Raw genomic sequence first — 18454 nt, 5'->3', positions numbered from 1 at the left:
TATAAAAAGACGGGGGTTATCTCCCGTCTTTTTACTTAATGAATTTTATTGAAAATCTTTATCGGTATAAAGCGTCGTTGCTTTTACACTTTCAATATTTTTCGTACCACCCAACATCATATTAATGGATAACTCTTTATTCAGTTGCTGAATAACGGAATTCACCCCTTCTGCACCGCCTAAATTTAACCCATATAAAATTGGGCGACCAATCGCGACAACATCAGCACCACTTGCTAACGCTTTAAACACATGAGAACCACGGCGAACACCACTATCAAAAACGATAGGAACACGTTTGTTTACCACTTTTGCAATGGAAGGTAGAACATCAAAAGAAGCAGGGCCACTATCTAGTTGTCGTCCACCATGATTGGATACCCAAATCGCATCTGCCCCCGCCTTAATCACTCTATCTGCATCTTCAGGTGACTGGATCCCTTTCACTATAACAGGTAAGCCAGATAGTTTTTTCACATAAGCAATATCTGCTGGCGTAAAGGCTTGTTTCGCTTGAGCATAAATTTCGCTGATCCCTGCCCCTTTACCTGTTTTCGAACCATCATCATTTTGTTTAGCAAACAGCTCTAAGTTGGCAAAGCCAAGTGGAAATTGGAAGTTATTGCGAATATCATCTTCGCGATACCCACCAACAGGCGAATCCACCGTTAAAATAATCGCTTTGGCACCACTCTCTTTCGCACGTTTCAAGGTAAATTCATTAAACGCATTATTCTTGCTCATATAAAGTTGGAAGAAAAAGGGGCTTTCTCCTGAAACTTCGGCAACTTCTTCAATAGTTTTATTACCATAAGTACTTAGTGAAAAAATTGACCCTGCTTGCGCCATCCCTCTGGCAGTCGCAATTTCACCATCTTGATGAGCTAAACCTTGAGCGGCCATCGGGGCTTGGATAATCGGCGTTTTTAAATCAATTCCTAAAAATTGGGTTGATAAGTCAATATCTTTGATTTCAATACCTTGCATTACTCTTGGCATGATATACTTTCTATCAAAGCTACGGGTATTTTTATCCAGATTCAGCTCATCTTCCGCACCACCTCGAATATAGCCAAAAGCCCCTTTTTCCATGTTTTTTGCAACTTGGTCTTCTAACTCATCTAAGTTGATAATTTTAATCGGGCCTTCTTTAATACTCGCTTGATAATCCACAGCTTGTGCAGCGCCAACGGATAAAGCCAAAGCCACTATCGCCGATGACATCATCGCGATGGGGTGTTTTTTTACTCTCTGTAACATACTCCACCTTTCAATTTATTGTTTGATGGCTTCCGCTTGTATTTTTATCACCACCTCTTTTGCCATTCCCTCTTTTGCAAGGAAATCGACTCCCCATTTTGTACGGTCAATGGTCGTTTCAAAGTCACCACCACAAACATCTGCTTTAAAAATAGGACTGAAATAACAACCGAATTTGGTGGTTTTCAATTGAACGGGATGAGACTGTCCTTTCATGGTTAAAATGCCATCAATCGAAACCGGTTTATTATCCGCAAAGTTCCATCTAGTTGATTTAAACTCGATGGTTGGGTATTTCTCTACTTCTAACATATCAGCGCTCTTAATATGGTTATCAAACGCTGTTAGACCGGTATTTAATGTCTCCGTTGGAATTTTGACATTAATGCTTCCCATGTTTTTTTCTGGGGAATAGCTCATATCACCACTAATGTTGTAGAAACCACCACTATTCGTGGATGTATTAAAGTGATCAATATAAAAAACGGCTTTAGTATGGGTTGGATCTAACTGATAATTTGCTGCCTGAGCAGTGCCTACGACAAATAGTGAAGCCAGTAATGGCAATACACATTTTTTCATTGAGTACATCCTAATTATTCGTTTTATTTGAATTAATAAAGATAGGTAGCCTCTACTTTCGTAAAGGCTACTGAGCATTCGAGTGAGAAACTCGGCTTAGCGTTCTGAATCTAATTGTTCATTGTTTTTCAAAACGTCTTGAGCTTTCATATAGCTTTCAATGAGCAATTGATATGCAGGAAAAATTTGCGTGTAAGCTTGTGCCCATTCTGCCGCATCTTCGCGATTCCACGTTTTCTGAATTTCAGATGCAACTGCGGCTGTATCCATAGGGACAACACCAGCTTGAACCATGCGTGCTAAAGTAATTTCTTGTGCCATTTTGCTATAAGTACCAGATGCATCAATGACGACAAACACTTGGTAACCATCTGCCACTGCACTAATCGCTGGGAAAGCCATGCAAACACTGGTTATCGTGCCCGCGATAATCAGCTGTTTTTTACCCGTTGCTTTCACTGCTTCAACAAATTCAGGGTTATCCCATGCGTTAATTTCACCGCGACGAGCAATATATTGTGCGTGCGGCGCATTTTGGTGAATTTCAGGGATCAGAGGGCCATTAGGACCTTGTGGGACAGAAGCTGTTGTGATGACAGGCATTTTTGCTAATGAGGCTATTTTTGCAAGAACAGCAGCGCGTGCACGCAGCTCTGTCATTGGCATATCACCAACGGTTTGGAATAAACCGCTTTGGTGATCTATCAATAACATTACTGCATCATCTGGATTAATAACAGGACGCTGCCCATTGAAGTTTGCTGGATTACTCATAATGAAACCTCTTAATCAATAAAATAATGAAATGCTTTTAAACGAGAAATAGAACAATCGCTGCCCCGCTCTCTTGTTATTTACATTAATTCATCGGTTTTTTGTTGAGTAGTCCGGTTTTTAGTAAACACTGTTCTAAAAATAGGATAATAAAAGTCTGATTTATTGTTCTAATAATGAAACAATGAAACCTATTTTTACCACTACTGATCACGAAATCGTGCCCCTATGATAAATACATCAGAATCTATTTTAGGAGTATGACCATGAAAAAGATCATTGGTATTTATAACGCACCGCGCAGCCATTGGGTTGGAGATGGCTTCCCCGTTCGTTCATTGTTTAGCTATAACAATCACGGGAAATATCTCAACCCATTTCTTTTACTTGATAGAGCAGGACCTTTTACATTTCCAAGTTCAGATGCTGAAAACCGTGGTGTTGGAGAACATCCACACAAGGGTTTCGAAACGGTGACTATCGTCTATGATGGTGAGGTTGCACATCATGACTCGACAGGTGAAGGGGGAGTGATTGGTCCTGGAGACGTACAGTGGATGACAGCGGCATCTGGTATTTTGCACCAAGAGTACCAATCCGATGACTTTATGAAAAATGGGGGCACCCTAGATATGGTGCAGCTGTGGGTCAATTTACCGGCTAAAGATAAATTGGCGACCCCAGGATACCAGCTGTTAAAAAGTAGCCATATTCCCAATATTGTTTTACCTAATGATGCCGGTATCTTACGTGTTATTGCCGGTGATTATTTAGGGAATCAAGGTTCTGCTCGCACGTTTACTCCTCTGGATGTTTGGGATTTGACGCTGAAAAAAGGCAAAACCTTCGGACTACAAACCAAAACAGGCCGTCATGTTGGCCTAGTCATGTTGCATGGTTCACTCATTATTGATGGCCACACAAGTTTAAACGAAGGGGAGCTAATTATCCTCGATGATAGTGATAGCAATATTATCATGGAAGCCACTGAAGAAGCGGTGGTGCTCTTCTTAAGCGGTGAACCTATTGATGAGCCGGTTGTTGGCTATGGTCCATTTGTGATGAATAGCGATAAAGAGATCATTGAAGCAGTTAATGACTTTAATAATGGTAAATTTGGGCGTATACATCAATAACGTTTATCACTCCCCAATGGCATCACTATTGGGGAGTTCTTTTTTACCATAATGAATTATGACGATTTCACCGTTGGTGAAATATTCTCAGCCAAATAATTTAATAACAGTTGAACAGATGGCAATAAACCTTTTCTTGATGGATAAACTGCATGAATAATATCTTCAGGAAAACGCCATTCAGGTAAGATCTCAATCAATGCTCCTGAACTTAGGTCTTTTTCCACCACGCCATAAGGCAATCGAGCAATACCAATTCCCTTTAATGCGGCTTTATACAAGGTCAAAATATCTGTTGTCGCTAATTTGGGAATAAAATGCTGCGTGAAGCTTAAATCATCACTGTTTTTCAGAGTCATCGTATAATTTTGCGAATGCTCGGAATTTGCCAATATTGGATAATTCACTAACTCTTCGGGTTGTTGCAGAGGCTCTTCTCCCTTAAATAACAACGGGCTAGCAACCAAAATACGTCGTGAATAACCGAGTACTTTCATCATTAAACCTGAATCATCTAATGGCAACGAACGCACACGCAGCGCGACATCTAGTCCTTCACTGATCACATCAACAGGTCGATTAACCGCTAAGATCTGTACATCGATATCCGGATACTTCACCATAAAATCAACTAATAGATCTTGCAGATACACTTGTAGTAAGGCAACAGGACAAGACAACTTAATGATCCCTTTTGGGTCGGTTTGGACAGAGCAAATCAGCTCCTCAGCGATTTTCGCTTCATCGACCACATTTTTACATTGCTGATAAAAGGTTTGGCCGATTTCAGTCACATGGAACTGACGAGTGGAACGGTAAATTAAGGAAACATTGAGTTTTTTCTCAAGGTCAGCAATACGGCGGCTAAGCTTGGATTTTGGGATACCCAATGCGAGGCCTGCTTGAGAGAATCCACCGTGTTCTATCACTTTGACATAATAATAGAGGTCATTTAAATCATACCGCATTGCCATTCCCTTTTTATTCCAGTCCTATTTATCTTACTGAAAAACGCAAATAAGTCTGCTGAATTTAATCACGTTTTCTTCTCGATAAAGCCCGTTATCCAAACAAATAGTCTCGGCATCGAAACAACTCACCACCTGTTAAACAAAGAAATCCATTAAAGTAGCGAATTAGCAATGGAGGTTTCTATGTACCGCGCACTTTGGGCATTGCTACGCCCTTATCGTTTCACTCTAACATTTGCTCTCATTTTACAGGCCATCGCAGGTATTAGCTCCCTGATCCCTTGGCTTGCAATTAGCCAAGTTGCCTTATCCCCTGTTGAACAAAGAAATACTTGGGTCATTATCGCATTGATTAGTGGGATTTTATGGCTCGTTTGTCAAACAGTTGCCTTATACCTAACCCATCAAACGGATAACCAATTATGCTATCAATTGAGGCTAAAAATACTGGATAAACTTCATCGACTTCCTTTAAGTGAATTCGTGTATTCAGGCAAAGAAGGGATCCAAAAAATGGTGGATCGCGATGTGCGCTTGCTTCATCAACTCACCGCCCACGCGCCGGCCGATTCGGCTCAATTGTTGGTGGTTCCCATAACAGCAACACTGATCTTATTATGGACCAATTGGGCATTAATGATTTTTTGCCTACTTCCTTTAATCATCACCATTTACCTGTTCCGCCAGCTACGCTCACCACGTTATCAATCGCTATTCACAGCTCGTAACCAAACGATGGGGGATTTATATGCTCAATATGCGGAGTTTGCCGACAACCCATTACTTGCCAGGCAGTATCCAAACCGCGCCATTCAACGGGCTGTGACACAAACGCTTTCCGCCTTTCTAATGGCTTTTAACCACTGGGTCAACAAAATCGGTGCATTCAGTTCGCTAACCCAAATAGGCATGAGCACCACATTACTGACGTTATGGGTGATTATTGGCGCGTTTGTCGTGCCGACATCGGTATCACTGCCGCAAATGGTGTTATTTATTCTTTTGATGCATAGTATTACTGCGCCAATTGCAGCCATGGGTCATGGTGCCGATGCCCTCAACCATGCGGTAGCAGCTTCAGAGCGTATTCGCCATTTTCTTGAGCAACCAGACATGCAGTATGGTGATAAATCACTGCAAGGAGTGCCTTGTTCCATCTATATTCACGATGTTGATTATTGTGTACAGAATAAAACGTTACTCTCTAACCTTAACTTGACCATTCAGCCGGGTCAGCTTATCGCTATTGTAGGTGCATCGGGAGCAGGGAAAAGTACACTTTTACAATTGATGGCGCGATTCCTCGACCCAACTCGTGGCGAATTATACTTTGATACAACGCCTCTCCCTCAATTCTCATTAGCGGGGTTAAACCAGCAAGTATCTATCGTGATGCAAAATACTCAACCGATGCCGTATTCGCTCAAAGAAAATCTACAGTTATTTGCGCCCGATGCAACAGACGTAGAAATCACTGACTACCTTGAAAAATTAAATCTGCTAACACGGTTTCAGCAATTACCAAAGGGGCTAGACAGTTTAGTTGGTCATGATATCACCTTATCAGGCGGTGAAGCTCAACGTTTAGCCATTGCTCGTGTGCTGCTCTCTAAAGCCCCTATTCTGTTGTTTGATGAGCCAACATCGGCATTAGATCCGCAAAATGCCGAACTCTTTTTCCAGCTATTAAGCCAAGACCCGCGTACTCGCATCTTGATCACTCATGATCTGGCCTCCTTATGTCATGCAGATACGGTGATCTTATTGGAAGAAGGGCAAATTATTGCTCAAGGCACACATCAACAACTCTCTGAACATACTCCCCAATATCAACAGCTACTACATGCATTGGAGGAAACAGCATGATCCGTATGTTCTTAAATACCGTCCGCAGTGCGCTATTATGGATGGTATTCGCTGCTATCTTAGACGGTATTAGCGGACTGCTACTCGTTCCTGTGATCATCAATTGGGGATCCGGTGATATCCGTGCGCTGGTTTGGCTTTTGGTCAGTAGCTTAGCTTCATTAACCGTTGTTTTTATCGCCACTCAGAAAGGCTACCTTGCGGGTGGCATCGTTATGCGCTCGCTTACCTCTGCTTTAATACGCCATCTACCTGTCTCATTAAAACCAATTCCGAGTGCAACAAGTTTAGTTTCAGGGCCAGTCTCCCATGCAATGTCCATCCCAGCCCACTTATTACATCCTATCATTAGCGGAATTGTTACCCCTTTGACCGTGATCTTGGGGGCATGGATTCTGAATTTTTGGCTAGGGGGCATCCTGTTAATGATCGGCTTTATGCTATTCATTGTTTTACGTTTTTCTGCCAAACAGGTGTCATTCTCTGAAAAGCAAGTATCTGTCTCACAGCAGAATGTCATTGATAAATTAGATCACTTTGCCACACACCAACCGTTGTTTCGTAGAGCAGGTATCAGCCAACAGCAACAACAGAGTCTAGAACTGAGTTTGGCTCAGCAATATCAGACACAAAAAGAACTTCAGCGTCGTAGCTTGCCTTTTCATTTACTGTTTTCATTCGCTATTCAAGTATCCTTTATCGGTTTATTCGCATTAGGCTTATTGGCTGTCAATCATGGAACACTCACACTCTCTATGTGGTTAGCTGCCATGTTGTTATTAGCGCGTTTTATTGAGCCACTCTGGTTGCTTTCCCATTTAGACCAAGCCTTACGCCAAGCTAAAAAATCCCTCAATCAGATTGCTCAAGCATTGGAAACACCTGAGCTTCATTTTGTGCGTTCATCACCAATACCAACTGACAATAGCGTGAGTTGTCATGCCTTGTCTCAGCGCACAGCGGAGGGTAAAACGCGATTAAAGCCGCTAGATTTAACGTTAAAAGCCAATACATTTACGGCTATTGTAGGGGCATCTGGTGCAGGAAAAAGTACTTTGTTGCATCTTTTGGCGCGCTTGCAAGACCCTTCACAAGGCGAAGTCCGGTATGGTAATCAAAATATAGCGCTACTATCACAAGAAGCACTTTGTCGTAAGCGAGGAATATTATTTCAAGATAACCGATTATTTAAAGGCAGCTTACGACAAAATTTAGCGGTTCATTCAGACGAGATTGATGACACATCAATGATTGCGATGCTTCAACAACTCAATATCGATGCAGACCACGCTTTACTCGATGCGGATGTCGGTGCAGGAGGACAACGATTCTCTGGTGGGCAACGACAGCGTTTATGCATTGCGAGGCTACTATTAAGTCGTCCTGATATTATTTTGATGGATGAGCCAACCGCCAGCCTTGATTACATCAATACGGCTTCTGTGATTGAGCAGCTACTCAGAGCCAAACAACAGACACGTATTGTGGTCACTCACCAACCGATGCTAGCCAGCCAAGCGGATCATATTGTTGTGATGGCTTCTGGTGAAATCATTGACCAAGGAACACACGCGGAATTATTCGCCCGTGAGCCTTGGTATCAACAATTTATCGGCGGCCACCTCTAAGCATATTAGCCACGCTTGCCAAATAAGCGATGGCTAAATGCCTCAATTCGACGATGCTCAAGCCTATTTTGCATCGTCAGACTCCAACTTGCAGACAACCCTGCGGCGCCAAGCAAACGCTGATATAGCTCTTCATCAAAGGGGGCATGAAAAGCGATCATAATCGCTTCTTGAACAGAAACATCGCTGTTACGACTTAAGAGCGTTATTGGTGTTGCGGTACTGATTGTTCCCGTTTTTATCACTCGGTACAACCAACCACAACGACCATTTTCTTGCATTCTTTGAGCAAAATTTTCAACGCCGGTAAGACCGTTAAGCTTGTAACATGGCGATCGAGGTTGCGTCACTTGAATACGAGCATCACCCCAAGCATAAATATCGCCAATAAAGACATTCTCTTCCGTCATTCCTTGGGTTGAAATATTTTCACCAAACGCTGGCGGAGTGAAAAGAGACTCTAGCTCAGGGTAAGCATTAGTCCAAAATGGGTAGTGCTCTGCCGGATAATGACATAGTGCGCGATCAGGGCCACCATGAAAGCGTTTTTCAGCTTGCTCATCCCCCTCAAGCCCTAATTGCCCCAAGGATAACAAACCATCCACTTGACGCTTATGGATAGCACTCTGACCACACTCTCGTGTCGCTTTGACTTCGCCAATATAGACTTGAGGATGAATTTGCATCGATATCACACCTTAATAATGGCTTTAAATTCAGTAGAACAACAATTATTAGGCGAGATATAGGCTGTTACCCTACCTTGAAAAACTCAGTATAGAACGCCAATATCTCAAACATTGTTTTATAACAAATAATATAGAGAACCACTAACCAAACCAATGAAAACCATGAAAACTTAAACCACTGTAGCAGTGACCATGGGCTAACCAATAGACGATACATCATCATACTTGGTCTGCGTAAAGCGGGCTGATCTCTCGGCCATGCATACCATAAAAGCCCCATAAGGATAAAAATGACCATGGCTTGCGCACCTTGTGCAGGCCCTATATTTAAACCGACTATCAATTCGCGAGCAATGCCAAAGAAGGTGATAACAAAGATGGCTAGCACCCCCAAGCTAATCAAAAAGTCACTCATGAGGAAGAGAGTAAATCCCTTTTTTGATCTCGCATGAAACCAAAACATAATATAATCACTAAAAAATAAGTAATATATCATGACCACAGTGACTGCGAGCGTGATGCCTACACTCACGTCGGGTTTAGCGCCTATCACATTTAATAGTAGCCCCCAAAATACACATAAAAAGATACCACGCCAATTGAGCGCTATTCGCCGTTGTTTAATAAATGATAATACCGCGGGATTAAACTTTTCTTTTAACTCAGGATACTCATTCGTCAGCTGAGACACCTGCTGCTCTATCTGCGGAATGAGCTCGGGTATCAAACGGACTTTAAAAGAGACTTCTCACTTTGACTCGTCAATATACGCATGGATTCGGCAACCACATAATCGCCATGAACAGCATCAACCTGACACTGTTTCCATGCCCGAGCCACCTCGGTTTGGCGTAGCTGTTCAGTTAATGCGTTTTGAATATAAAACGGAATAATTTGCTCTGAGTTATATTCATCCAGCCGCCAGCCTAATAGAGACGAAACATGTTCCACAATGGCTTCGGTTAAACCTTCTTGCGCTGATAATGCCCATGCAAAATCTTGATGAAATCGCTGCTGTGTTTGCAAACTGCCTTTTTGAGAGACGTTTTCCCACAATTCGACTAATTCACGTTTTGCGGCTTTTTCATCAATAATAAACAGCTTCGCAAGCCAATCAATTAACTCTTGGGTATAAGGTATTTCAACAACAGGTAATTCATTGACCGATGGTTGATCGTCATCTAACAATCTATCTGAAAATGGATAAGTCATCCGAATTTCAGGCTGTTCTAGCAGTTGTTGTTCATCATCATTAACGGCGTCTTCATTAACAGACTCTTGATATAAGAGGCTTTCTAAATGAGGCACATCAATGTCTATATTCGCCTGCTCTTTCGCATATTCATCATCGATAGATTCATCATCAATAGCGTAAGCGGCATATCTTTTTGCCTCCTCAAAAGCTTCACGTAATTGTTGATACTCTTCAGGGTGGCTATCGGGTCGATATTTCTTTACCTGCCGTGCATAAGCACGACGAATTTCCTTTTCATCGTTTGTTTGCTCAATCCCCAATGTTTGCCAAATACTCATTAATGCGAGTCTCCCTCATAACGACTCAAAAATTGTTCCACTTGCTGACGAATAGCGGCGATACGGCGTAAATCTTGGCTATCAAGAGCCCTTTCAAACTCCGTCGTTACTTGATCCATCCAATAACGATCTTCACCCAGCAAAAATTCATACAACCGAGCACAGCGTGACAATAGTATGCGATTCTCTTTTCTATCTCGTGGGTGCTGTTTTAAATCTGCGATTTTTAATAAGCTTTGTTCGATTTGTTGTTCACTCATTTGCCCCGGCACTTTCTCTATCAATAACCGAAATACCTCGGGGTTACCTTGATAACGACACTCAACTTCGAGTAATCCATCAACGGTATAGGTAAATCGGACATCAATATCCACTTCTCCGGCAGGCTTCTGAGGGATATCAATCGTCATTTCACCCAAAAAGACGTTATCTTGGACACGACGCGCTTCCCCTTGATAAATCTTTAATAGAATAATTTTTTGGTTATCTTCAACCGTGCTAACGGTTTGCATCTTGCTCACAGGTAAGAAGGTATTTCGCTCAATTAAAGGTAAAAAATAACCTGACTCATAATAGGCTCCATTTCTTTTTGACGTTTCAATACCCAAAGAAAATGGCATCACATCGGTTAAAATAACATCATCAAGAGCGGTATCAGCCATCACCATACCAGCTTGAACTCCCGCCCCCAACGCAACTGCTTCATCAGGATTGAGGTCATGACGAGGAAAACGACCAAATAGACGAGCGACAGTTTGTCGGATCAGAGGCATGCGGGTTGCACCTCCCACGAGCAAAATATCATCGAGGTCATTAAGGGTGAAACGTGAATCATGCAAGGCTTGTAAGATAGGTTGCTGTAAACGAGTTAATAATGACTGACAACATGTCGTTAGCATTTGCTCCGTCATCGTCCAATGCCAATCTTGTTCATTCCAACGTAAAGAGACGGAGGCTTCTCCGCCTTTGCTCAGCGCTATTTTTAATGCTTCGGCTTGTTCAAGTAAGGGAGCGCGTATCTCAGCTTGGACTTCTTTAAGGGCGGGATGCTGTTTTAACATCCATTGATAAATTTCTTCACTGAAATCATCTCCGCCTAGTCGAACATCACCACTACTCGCACAGACTTCAATCACACCTTCAAACATATCAATGATTGAAACATCAAACGTGCCACCACCGAGGTCAAATGTGAGATATTTATGTTCTTTATTTTCAAGAAGACCAAAAGCAAGGGATGCCGCAGTAGGCTCATTCAATAACCTTAAAACATTGAGCCCAGCCAATTGTCCTGCTGTTTTCACTGCACGTCGTTGCACATCATTAAAATAGGCAGGAACCGTAATCACCGCATCCTTAACGGCATAGCCAAGCCAAGCTTCAACATCTTCTTTTAATTGACGTAGCAATAATGCAGAGAGCTCTTCGGCTCGAAAAGTTTGAGTGCCTAGTGATAATTCCGCGTTAGTGCCCATAAAGCGTTTAAAACTGGCTTGAGTGAGATGGGGATGGCTTTGCAAACGTTTCTGAGCTGATTTACCGACCAATATCTGTTCATTATCATCAAGGCCGATAACTGACGGAGTCAAAACATCGCCTTGCTTATTCGGTATTAAAACGGCTCTTCCCTCAATCCACAAACTGACAGCACTATTACTCGTACCGAGGTCTATTCCCATTACCATATCATTCGCCATTTCATTTCCTTTATGTTCTTTATTTATCATTATCCGCCATTCACTTTATAGACACCAGATGAAATAGAATATCAATATATTAGCCGTATTGATGAGACTGATTATGAATAAAACAAAAAAAATTAAAACGAGACAATACTGAGATTGGTAGGGAAAAGAAGAGGCTAAAAAACAAAAAGGCGCAGCCCTTAAAATAAAGAGCTACGCCAGATAAGTTGTGAATCAAATAAGTAAATTATTTGGTTTTCTCAGCGAAGCGTTTAGCCGCTTCATCCCAGTTCACTACAGACCAAAATGCTTTGATGTAGTCAGGGCGACGGTTTTGGAATTTCAGGTAATAAGCGTGTTCCCATACATCCAGACCAATGATTGGGTAGCCTGAAGTACCAGAAATGGCTTCACCCATCAGAGGGCTATCTTGGTTAGCGGTAGAAACGATAGCCAGTTTGCCGTCATCTTTCAGTACTAGCCATGCCCAACCGGAACCGAAACGAGAAGCAGCTGCTTTTTCAAACTGCTCTTTGAATGCATCAACACTACCAAAATCACGCTCAATAGCCGCTTTCAGCTCGCCACCAAGCTCAGTACCTAATTTCAGGCCTTTCCAGAACAAAGTATGGTTTGAGTGCCCACCAGCATTGTTGCGAACAAAAGTACGTTGATCAGCAGGAACTTTATCCAATTGTTGGATCAGATCGTCGATGTCTAAGTTAGCGAGTTCCGGTAATTTTTCTAACGCAGCATTTGTGTTGTTCACATACGTTTGATGATGCTTAGTATGATGGATTTCCATGGTTTGCTTATCAAAATGTGGTTCCAACGCATCATAAGCATAAGGTAAAGCAGGTAATGTATAGCTCATTGTATTTGTCTCCAGTGACTTGTTGACATATACCTCTATATCTCTCACTCAGTACCAAGACACATAGGGTATACACTTCATAAACTTCACACCTTGTGAATCAATCTTAATTATAGTTATTTTACTGTTAATGAAAATCATTATCAAACCCATGATATTTATATGGTCTTTCTCATCAACTATCATTGGTGATTTATTTAGCAACTAATACCAATATCACCCTACTTTGTTTTTCTTTAATTTTACCTTTTCACATATAATTAGATGATTAATCCAATTGGCGATTTCGCATCAAATGATAATCCTGTTAAATTCATTACAATTAATACGTGATCTCCCACTCAAAAGAAAAACAAATTTATATTTCCTGCTTTAGTTAACCATTTTTTGACATAGTATTAACATCTGCAAGGAGATAAAAATATGACTCAAATAACTAAGCATCCCGTTCCTGCTGAAATTGCAGAAAATGCCCTGATAAACGAGCAACAGTACAACAATGAGTATCAACTCTCTATTCAAGACCCAGAAAAGTTTTGGGGAGAGAAAGGGAAGGTTGTTGATTGGATTAAGCCGTATACCCGAGTAAAAAACACCTCCTTCGATCCTGGCCATATCAGCATTCGCTGGTTTGAAGATGGCACCCTTAACTTAAGCGCTAACTGTTTAGATCGCCATCTGGCAGATAAAGGCGATCAGACCGCCATCATTTGGGAGGGTGATGACCCCTCCCAATCAAAAAATATCACTTATCGAGAACTGCATCATGATGTAAGTCAGTTCGCTAATGTGTTGAAACAGCAAGGTATTCGTAAAGGCGATGTGGTCGCGATTTACATGCCGATGGTCGTTGAAGCCGCAGTTGCCATGCTCGCTTGTGCTCGCATTGGTGCAATTCATACGGTTATTTTTGCAGGCTTCTCCCCAGAAGCGGTATCAGGCCGTGTTATCGACTGTAAGGCAAAACTCATCATTACAGCGGATGAAGGCTTACGTGCTGGTCGCGCTATACCGCTGAAGAAAAATGTTGACGATGCATTAACCAATCCAAACGTCACAACCGTTGAAAACGTGATTGTCTACCGTCGTACCGGAAATGTACCGAGTTGGGTAGAAGGGCGTGATCTATGGTGGCATGACGTAACGAAAGGTGTCAGTGCAGACTGTCCACCTGAAGAAATGAATGCCGAAGACCCGCTATTTATTCTGTATACCTCGGGTTCAACAGGTAAACCTAAAGGGGTTCTGCATACAACAGGCGGCTATTTAGTCTATGCAACACTGACGTTTAAATATACTTTCGACTATCACCCTGGTGAGGTTTATTGGTGTACTGCCGATGTAGGTTGGGTAACAGGCCATAGCTACCTGCTATATGGTCCATTATCTAATGGTGCAAAAACCTTGATGTTTGAAGGTGTACCTAACTACCCTGCTGTAAACCGTATGAGCCAAGTAGTTGATAAACACAGCGTTAATATTCTTTATACTGCTCCAACCGCTATCCGTGCTCTCATGGCTGAAGGCGATAAAGCTATTGAAGGCACTCATCGTCGTTCATTGCGTATCCTTGGGTCTGTAGGCGAACCTATCAACCCAGAAGCTTGGGAATGGTTCTATAAGAAAATTGGTGATAGCCGCTGTCCAATCGTTGATACATGGTGGCAGACCGAAACGGGTGGCTTTATGATCACTCCGCTTCCGGGTGCAACAATGCTAAAACCTGGCTCAGCAACATTACCATTCTTTGGTGTTCGTCCTGCTCTTGTCGATAACCTAGGAGAACCGCTAGAAGGTGCGACAGAAGGTAACCTAGTTATTGTTGACTCATGGCCTGGCCAAGCTCGTACCTTATATGGTGACCATGAGCGCTTTGAACAAACCTATTTTTCAACGTTTAAAGGTATGTATTTTAGTGGTGATGGGGCTCGTCGAGATGAAGACGGCTATTTCTGGATCACCGGTCGTGTAGATGATGTATTGAATATTTCTGGTCACCGCTTAGGTACCGCTGAAATTGAATCGGCATTAGTCGCACACCCGAAAATTGCAGAAGCTGCCGTTGTCGGCATCCCACATAACATTAAGGGGCAAGCGATCTACGCTTATGTCACCTTAATTTCAGGGGAAGAACCTTCACCAGAGCTGTATACCGAAGTCCGTAACTGGGTACGTAAAGAAATCGGCCCAATCGCGACGCCAGATGTTCTACACTGGACGGATTCGCTTCCGAAAACCCGCTCCGGTAAGATCATGCGCCGTATCCTACGTAAAATCGCATCCGGTGATACCAGTAACTTAGGTGATACCTCCACACTGGCAGATCCAGGTGTTGTCGAAAAACTACTCGAAGAAAAACAATCAATGAGTATGTCATAAGCCTGAGGGTCGCCTTTATGGCGACCTTACATACATTCCAATAAGACGATAACAGAGGAGAACTCTGATGAATGCTACTGCTTATCAAGAGGTAGAGAATAACCCTCGTTTTAAAGAATTGGTAAGGAAACGTGGTCGATTTTCATGGTTGTTGTCAGCTATCACACTAATATTGTATGTCGGTTTTATCTTTCTTATTGCTTTTAACCCAAGTTGGCTTGGAACACCTATCACTGAAGGCTCTTATATCACGCGAGGTATACCTGTTGGTGTAGGGCTCATCGTCATCTCTTTCCTGTTAACTGGCCTATATGTTATTCGGGCAAATGGTGAATATGACCGCTTAACGGCTGAAATCCTAAAAGAGGTGCAAAAATGATAAAAATTATTCCCCTTATCCTACTTTTTGCCTCTTCAGCCGCATTCTCAGATGCGCTGACAGGCGATGTTGAGCGACAGCCTGTGAATATCCAAGCCATTATCATGTTCTTGTTATTCGTTGGATTCACCCTCTATATCACTTATTGGGCATCAAAAAGAACTCGCTCTCGTTCGGATTACTATACTGCTGGCGGTAAAATTACCGGTTTCCAAAATGGTATGGCTATCGCGGGTGACTTTATGTCCGCCGCATCCTTCTTAGGCATTTCTGCGCTTGTGTATACCTCAGGCTATGATGGATTAATCTATTCCATCGGTTTCTTAATCGGTTGGCCAATTATTCTGTTTCTCATTGCTGAGCGCTTACGTAACCTCGGTCGTTATACTTTTGCTGACGTAGCCTCATATCGACTAAAACAAAGACCAATACGGATTTTATCTGCTGTCGGTTCACTGGTCGTTGTTGCACTTTACCTTATTGCTCAGATGGTTGGTGCAGGAAAACTGATTGAACTATTGTTTGGTTTGAATTACCACATTGCCGTCGTTATTGTCGGGATCTTGATGGTGCTATACGTTCTGTTTGGCGGGATGCTCGCCACAACATGGGTGCAAATTATCAAGGCAATCCTATTATTATCAGGCGCAACATTCATGGCTATCATGGTTATGAAACATGTTGGCTTTAATTTCAACACGCTATTTAAAGAAGCGGTAGAAATACATGGCAATGGCCTTTCTATTATGAGCCCAGGGGGATTAGTCTCTGATCCTATATCTGCGTTATCACTTGGCTTAGCATTGATGTTCGGTACAGCGGGCCTTCCTCATATCATCATGCGTTTCTTTACGGTCAGCGATGCAAAAGAAGCACGTAAGAGTGTTTTCTATGCTACTGGTTTTATTGGTTACTTCTATATTTTAACCTTTATTATCGGCTTCGGTGCGATTGTACTTGTCAGTGCAAACCCTGAATTTAAAGATGCAGCAGGTAAACTGATCGGCGGCACCAATATGGCGGCAGTACACCTTGCAAACGCTGTTGGAGGAAACTTCTTTCTCGGCTTTATTTCCGCCGTCGCATTTGCCACCATATTAGCCGTTGTAGCAGGATTAACTCTTGCTGGCGCCTCTGCCGTTTCACATGACCTTTACGCAATGGCAATAAAAAATGGTAAAGCGAATGAAAAAGATGAGCTACGTGTCTCTAAAATCACTGTCGTCATTTTAGGGTTTGTCGCTATCGGCTTAGGTATTTTATTCGAGAATCAAAATATCGCCTTCATGGTAGGACTCGCATTCTCTATCGCGGCAAGCTGTAATTTCCCTATTATTCTACTTTCCATGTATTGGAAAAACTTAACGACACGTGGAGCCTTAGCGGGTGGATGGCTTGGCCTACTGACAGCGGTTATATTGATGATTTTAGGGCCGACAATTTGGGTCAGCATCCTACATCATGAAAAACCAGTTTATCCTTATGAATACCCTGCATTTTTCTCTATGATCGTTGCATTTGTCGCTTCATGGCTATTCTCTGTAACTGATAACTCAGAACAAGGAAAAATGGAAAAAGAACGTTTCAGAGAGCAATTTGTTCGTTCACAAATTGGTTTAGGTATCGAACAAGGTAAATCACACTAACGATATAGAAACCCAATACCCTAGAAAGATAGACAATAAGCAAAGCGGCTCATAATGAGCCGCTTTTTTATCAGCTAGCTAAATTTTATAACGTGGCGTATTGTCGTTAAAAATAATTAGTTACTTAGAATAAGTGGCTTTTTCTATTTGAACCCATTCACTCACTTGTTCAAGAAAATTAGCAGGGTTATTTTTTGATTCTATTTTTAAATTTTCAAACTCATTTTTATTATTCGGAATATACATTGATAATAGATTACCTAATACGGTTTTTTTATTAGCAAATTTACGGCCAATCTTAAACGTCTTATACAACATAGCTGCCAAAGCAGCGCTGATAGCCAAAATTCCAACTATAGAGACTAAACTATAATCAATGTGTAGCAATTTACGTAGTTCATTGAGCAACAAAAAGGGCGTAAAAAACATAACAAGTAAAGATAGAATAACTGCACCATCCTGCCCATTATTAAACTCATGCTCTTTTTGCTTACTAACAGCCACAATATGGCTGAATATCTGGCTATTGGCTGATCTTATATTTTTCATTTTTCCCACCTTAACAAATGAGAACATATTGTGCGTAGTAAAAATCTTTCGTAACACCGAGTTAAGTTACTTATTAGTAGTATATATTTAACTTTTTGCAACATCAATTTAACATTAGTTATCTATTTTTATAGGGTATTATCTTTAAATTAAAGAAAGAATAAGAGCAGTAAGCAGAAATGGCATAAGATCAATAAACTGAATGATTTTTACTTTATGAGTTGATTTTATTGATATTATTAGTTGTCGTATTTTAATAAAAGATGAAGAAAAAAACGCTTTGAACGACTGATTCATTCTTTAAATTAATTAATTTTCAAAAATTTAATTGTTAAAGTGTTAAAACTTACTTATAGATCGCTAACTTATTATCGATACTCAATAAATATTCGTCTCCTTCTATGGTCAGAATAATAAAAAACCATCCTTAACAAGAATGAGCTAAAGATCGTCAATGATCTCTACCGCTATTTGACTCTTCCCTAACAGCCTCTGAGGCCAGA

Annotated in this window: 16 protein-coding genes; 6 read left to right on the top strand and 10 right to left on the bottom strand. The window is 41.6% G+C overall.

Features of this window, described 5'->3' with window-relative positions:
- Positions 1-45: 45 nt before the first annotated feature.
- From P2E05_RS00355 to P2E05_RS00345, 3 genes are all read right to left on the bottom strand, one after another.
- Positions 46-1227, bottom strand: a complete 1182-nt coding sequence (locus P2E05_RS00355) for a lactate oxidase (protein WP_375097489.1) — start codon at positions 1225-1227, stop codon at positions 46-48.
- 48 nt (positions 1228-1275) lie between these two features.
- The gene (locus tag P2E05_RS00350) at positions 1276-1842 is read right to left on the bottom strand and encodes a YceI family protein (RefSeq protein WP_154621856.1); all 567 of its coding nucleotides are present in this window, start codon (positions 1840-1842) and stop codon (positions 1276-1278) included.
- Between the two features lie 96 nt (positions 1843-1938).
- Complete coding sequence (locus tag P2E05_RS00345) at positions 1939-2616, bottom strand: hydrolase (protein ID WP_004916074.1); 678 nt, start codon at positions 2614-2616, stop codon at positions 1939-1941.
- Between the two features lie 266 nt (positions 2617-2882).
- Here P2E05_RS00345 and P2E05_RS00340 point away from each other — a divergent pair, with 266 nt between their 5' ends.
- The gene (locus P2E05_RS00340; RefSeq protein ID WP_154621857.1) at positions 2883-3752 is read left to right on the top strand and encodes a pirin family protein; all 870 of its coding nucleotides are present in this window, start codon (positions 2883-2885) and stop codon (positions 3750-3752) included.
- 56 nt (positions 3753-3808) lie between these two features.
- Here the strand turns inward: P2E05_RS00340 and P2E05_RS00335 are convergent, their stop codons facing one another.
- On the bottom strand, positions 3809-4720 hold the full coding sequence (locus tag P2E05_RS00335) for a LysR substrate-binding domain-containing protein (RefSeq protein ID WP_154621858.1): 912 nt from the start codon (positions 4718-4720) through the stop codon (positions 3809-3811).
- Between the two features lie 186 nt (positions 4721-4906).
- Here P2E05_RS00335 and P2E05_RS00330 point away from each other — a divergent pair, with 186 nt between their 5' ends.
- Both P2E05_RS00330 and P2E05_RS00325 read left to right on the top strand, forming a co-directional pair.
- Complete coding sequence (locus P2E05_RS00330; RefSeq protein ID WP_276122969.1) at positions 4907-6589, top strand: ABC transporter ATP-binding protein; 1683 nt, start codon at positions 4907-4909, stop codon at positions 6587-6589.
- Entirely contained in the window at positions 6586-8217 is a 1632-nt protein-coding gene (locus P2E05_RS00325) for an ATP-binding cassette domain-containing protein (protein ID WP_251464828.1), read from the top strand. Before P2E05_RS00330 ends, P2E05_RS00325 begins: the two co-directional genes overlap by 4 nt.
- A gap of 5 nt (positions 8218-8222) precedes the next feature.
- Here the strand turns inward: P2E05_RS00325 and yiiM are convergent, their stop codons facing one another.
- The 5 genes from yiiM to sodA form a co-directional block, all read right to left on the bottom strand.
- Positions 8223-8903, bottom strand: coding sequence for a 6-hydroxyaminopurine reductase (yiiM, locus tag P2E05_RS00320; protein ID WP_269723480.1), 681 nt, complete (start codon positions 8901-8903; stop codon positions 8223-8225).
- Between the two features lie 67 nt (positions 8904-8970).
- Positions 8971-9597, bottom strand: a complete 627-nt coding sequence (locus P2E05_RS00315; RefSeq protein WP_276122968.1) for a hypothetical protein — start codon at positions 9595-9597, stop codon at positions 8971-8973.
- Positions 9598-9629: 32 nt separating this feature from the next.
- Positions 9630-10439 (bottom strand): DnaJ domain-containing protein, encoded by an 810-nt coding sequence (locus P2E05_RS00310; protein ID WP_276122967.1) that lies wholly within the window; start codon positions 10437-10439, stop codon positions 9630-9632.
- Positions 10439-12136 (bottom strand): Hsp70 family protein, encoded by a 1698-nt coding sequence (locus tag P2E05_RS00305; protein ID WP_154621867.1) that lies wholly within the window; start codon positions 12134-12136, stop codon positions 10439-10441. Before P2E05_RS00305 ends, P2E05_RS00310 begins: the two co-directional genes overlap by 1 nt.
- 235 nt (positions 12137-12371) lie before the next feature.
- A complete protein-coding gene (gene sodA / locus P2E05_RS00300) occupies positions 12372-12998 on the bottom strand; it encodes a superoxide dismutase [Mn] (protein ID WP_154621863.1) in 627 nt (208 codons plus the stop codon).
- A gap of 423 nt (positions 12999-13421) precedes the next feature.
- On the opposite strand from sodA, the gene acs reads away from it, so the two are divergent.
- The 3 genes from acs (at position 13422) to actP (ending at position 17402) form a co-directional block, all read left to right on the top strand.
- Positions 13422-15377, top strand: coding sequence for an acetate--CoA ligase (acs, locus tag P2E05_RS00295; protein WP_154621864.1), 1956 nt, complete (start codon positions 13422-13424; stop codon positions 15375-15377).
- A 67-nt stretch (positions 15378-15444) separates the two neighbouring features.
- Positions 15445-15756 carry a DUF485 domain-containing protein gene (locus P2E05_RS00290; RefSeq protein ID WP_154621865.1) on the top strand — a complete coding sequence of 104 codons (312 nt, stop codon included), beginning with the start codon at positions 15445-15447 and terminating at the stop codon, positions 15754-15756.
- Complete coding sequence (gene actP / locus P2E05_RS00285; RefSeq protein WP_154621866.1) at positions 15753-17402, top strand: cation/acetate symporter ActP; 1650 nt, start codon at positions 15753-15755, stop codon at positions 17400-17402. The genes P2E05_RS00290 and actP overlap by 4 nt, the downstream gene beginning before the upstream one ends.
- A gap of 120 nt (positions 17403-17522) precedes the next feature.
- Here actP and P2E05_RS00280 read toward each other — a convergent pair whose 3' ends face one another.
- Positions 17523-17951: a hypothetical protein gene (locus tag P2E05_RS00280; protein ID WP_154635690.1), complete on the bottom strand. Its 429-nt coding sequence runs from the start codon at positions 17949-17951 to the stop codon at positions 17523-17525.
- Positions 17952-18454: the final 503 nt, after the last annotated feature.

Origin of the sequence: Providencia stuartii, from assembly GCF_029277985.1 — a bacterium.
GTDB lineage: Bacteria > Pseudomonadota > Gammaproteobacteria > Enterobacterales > Enterobacteriaceae > Providencia > Providencia zhejiangensis.
This window is presented reverse-complemented; position numbering and strand designations above follow the sequence as displayed.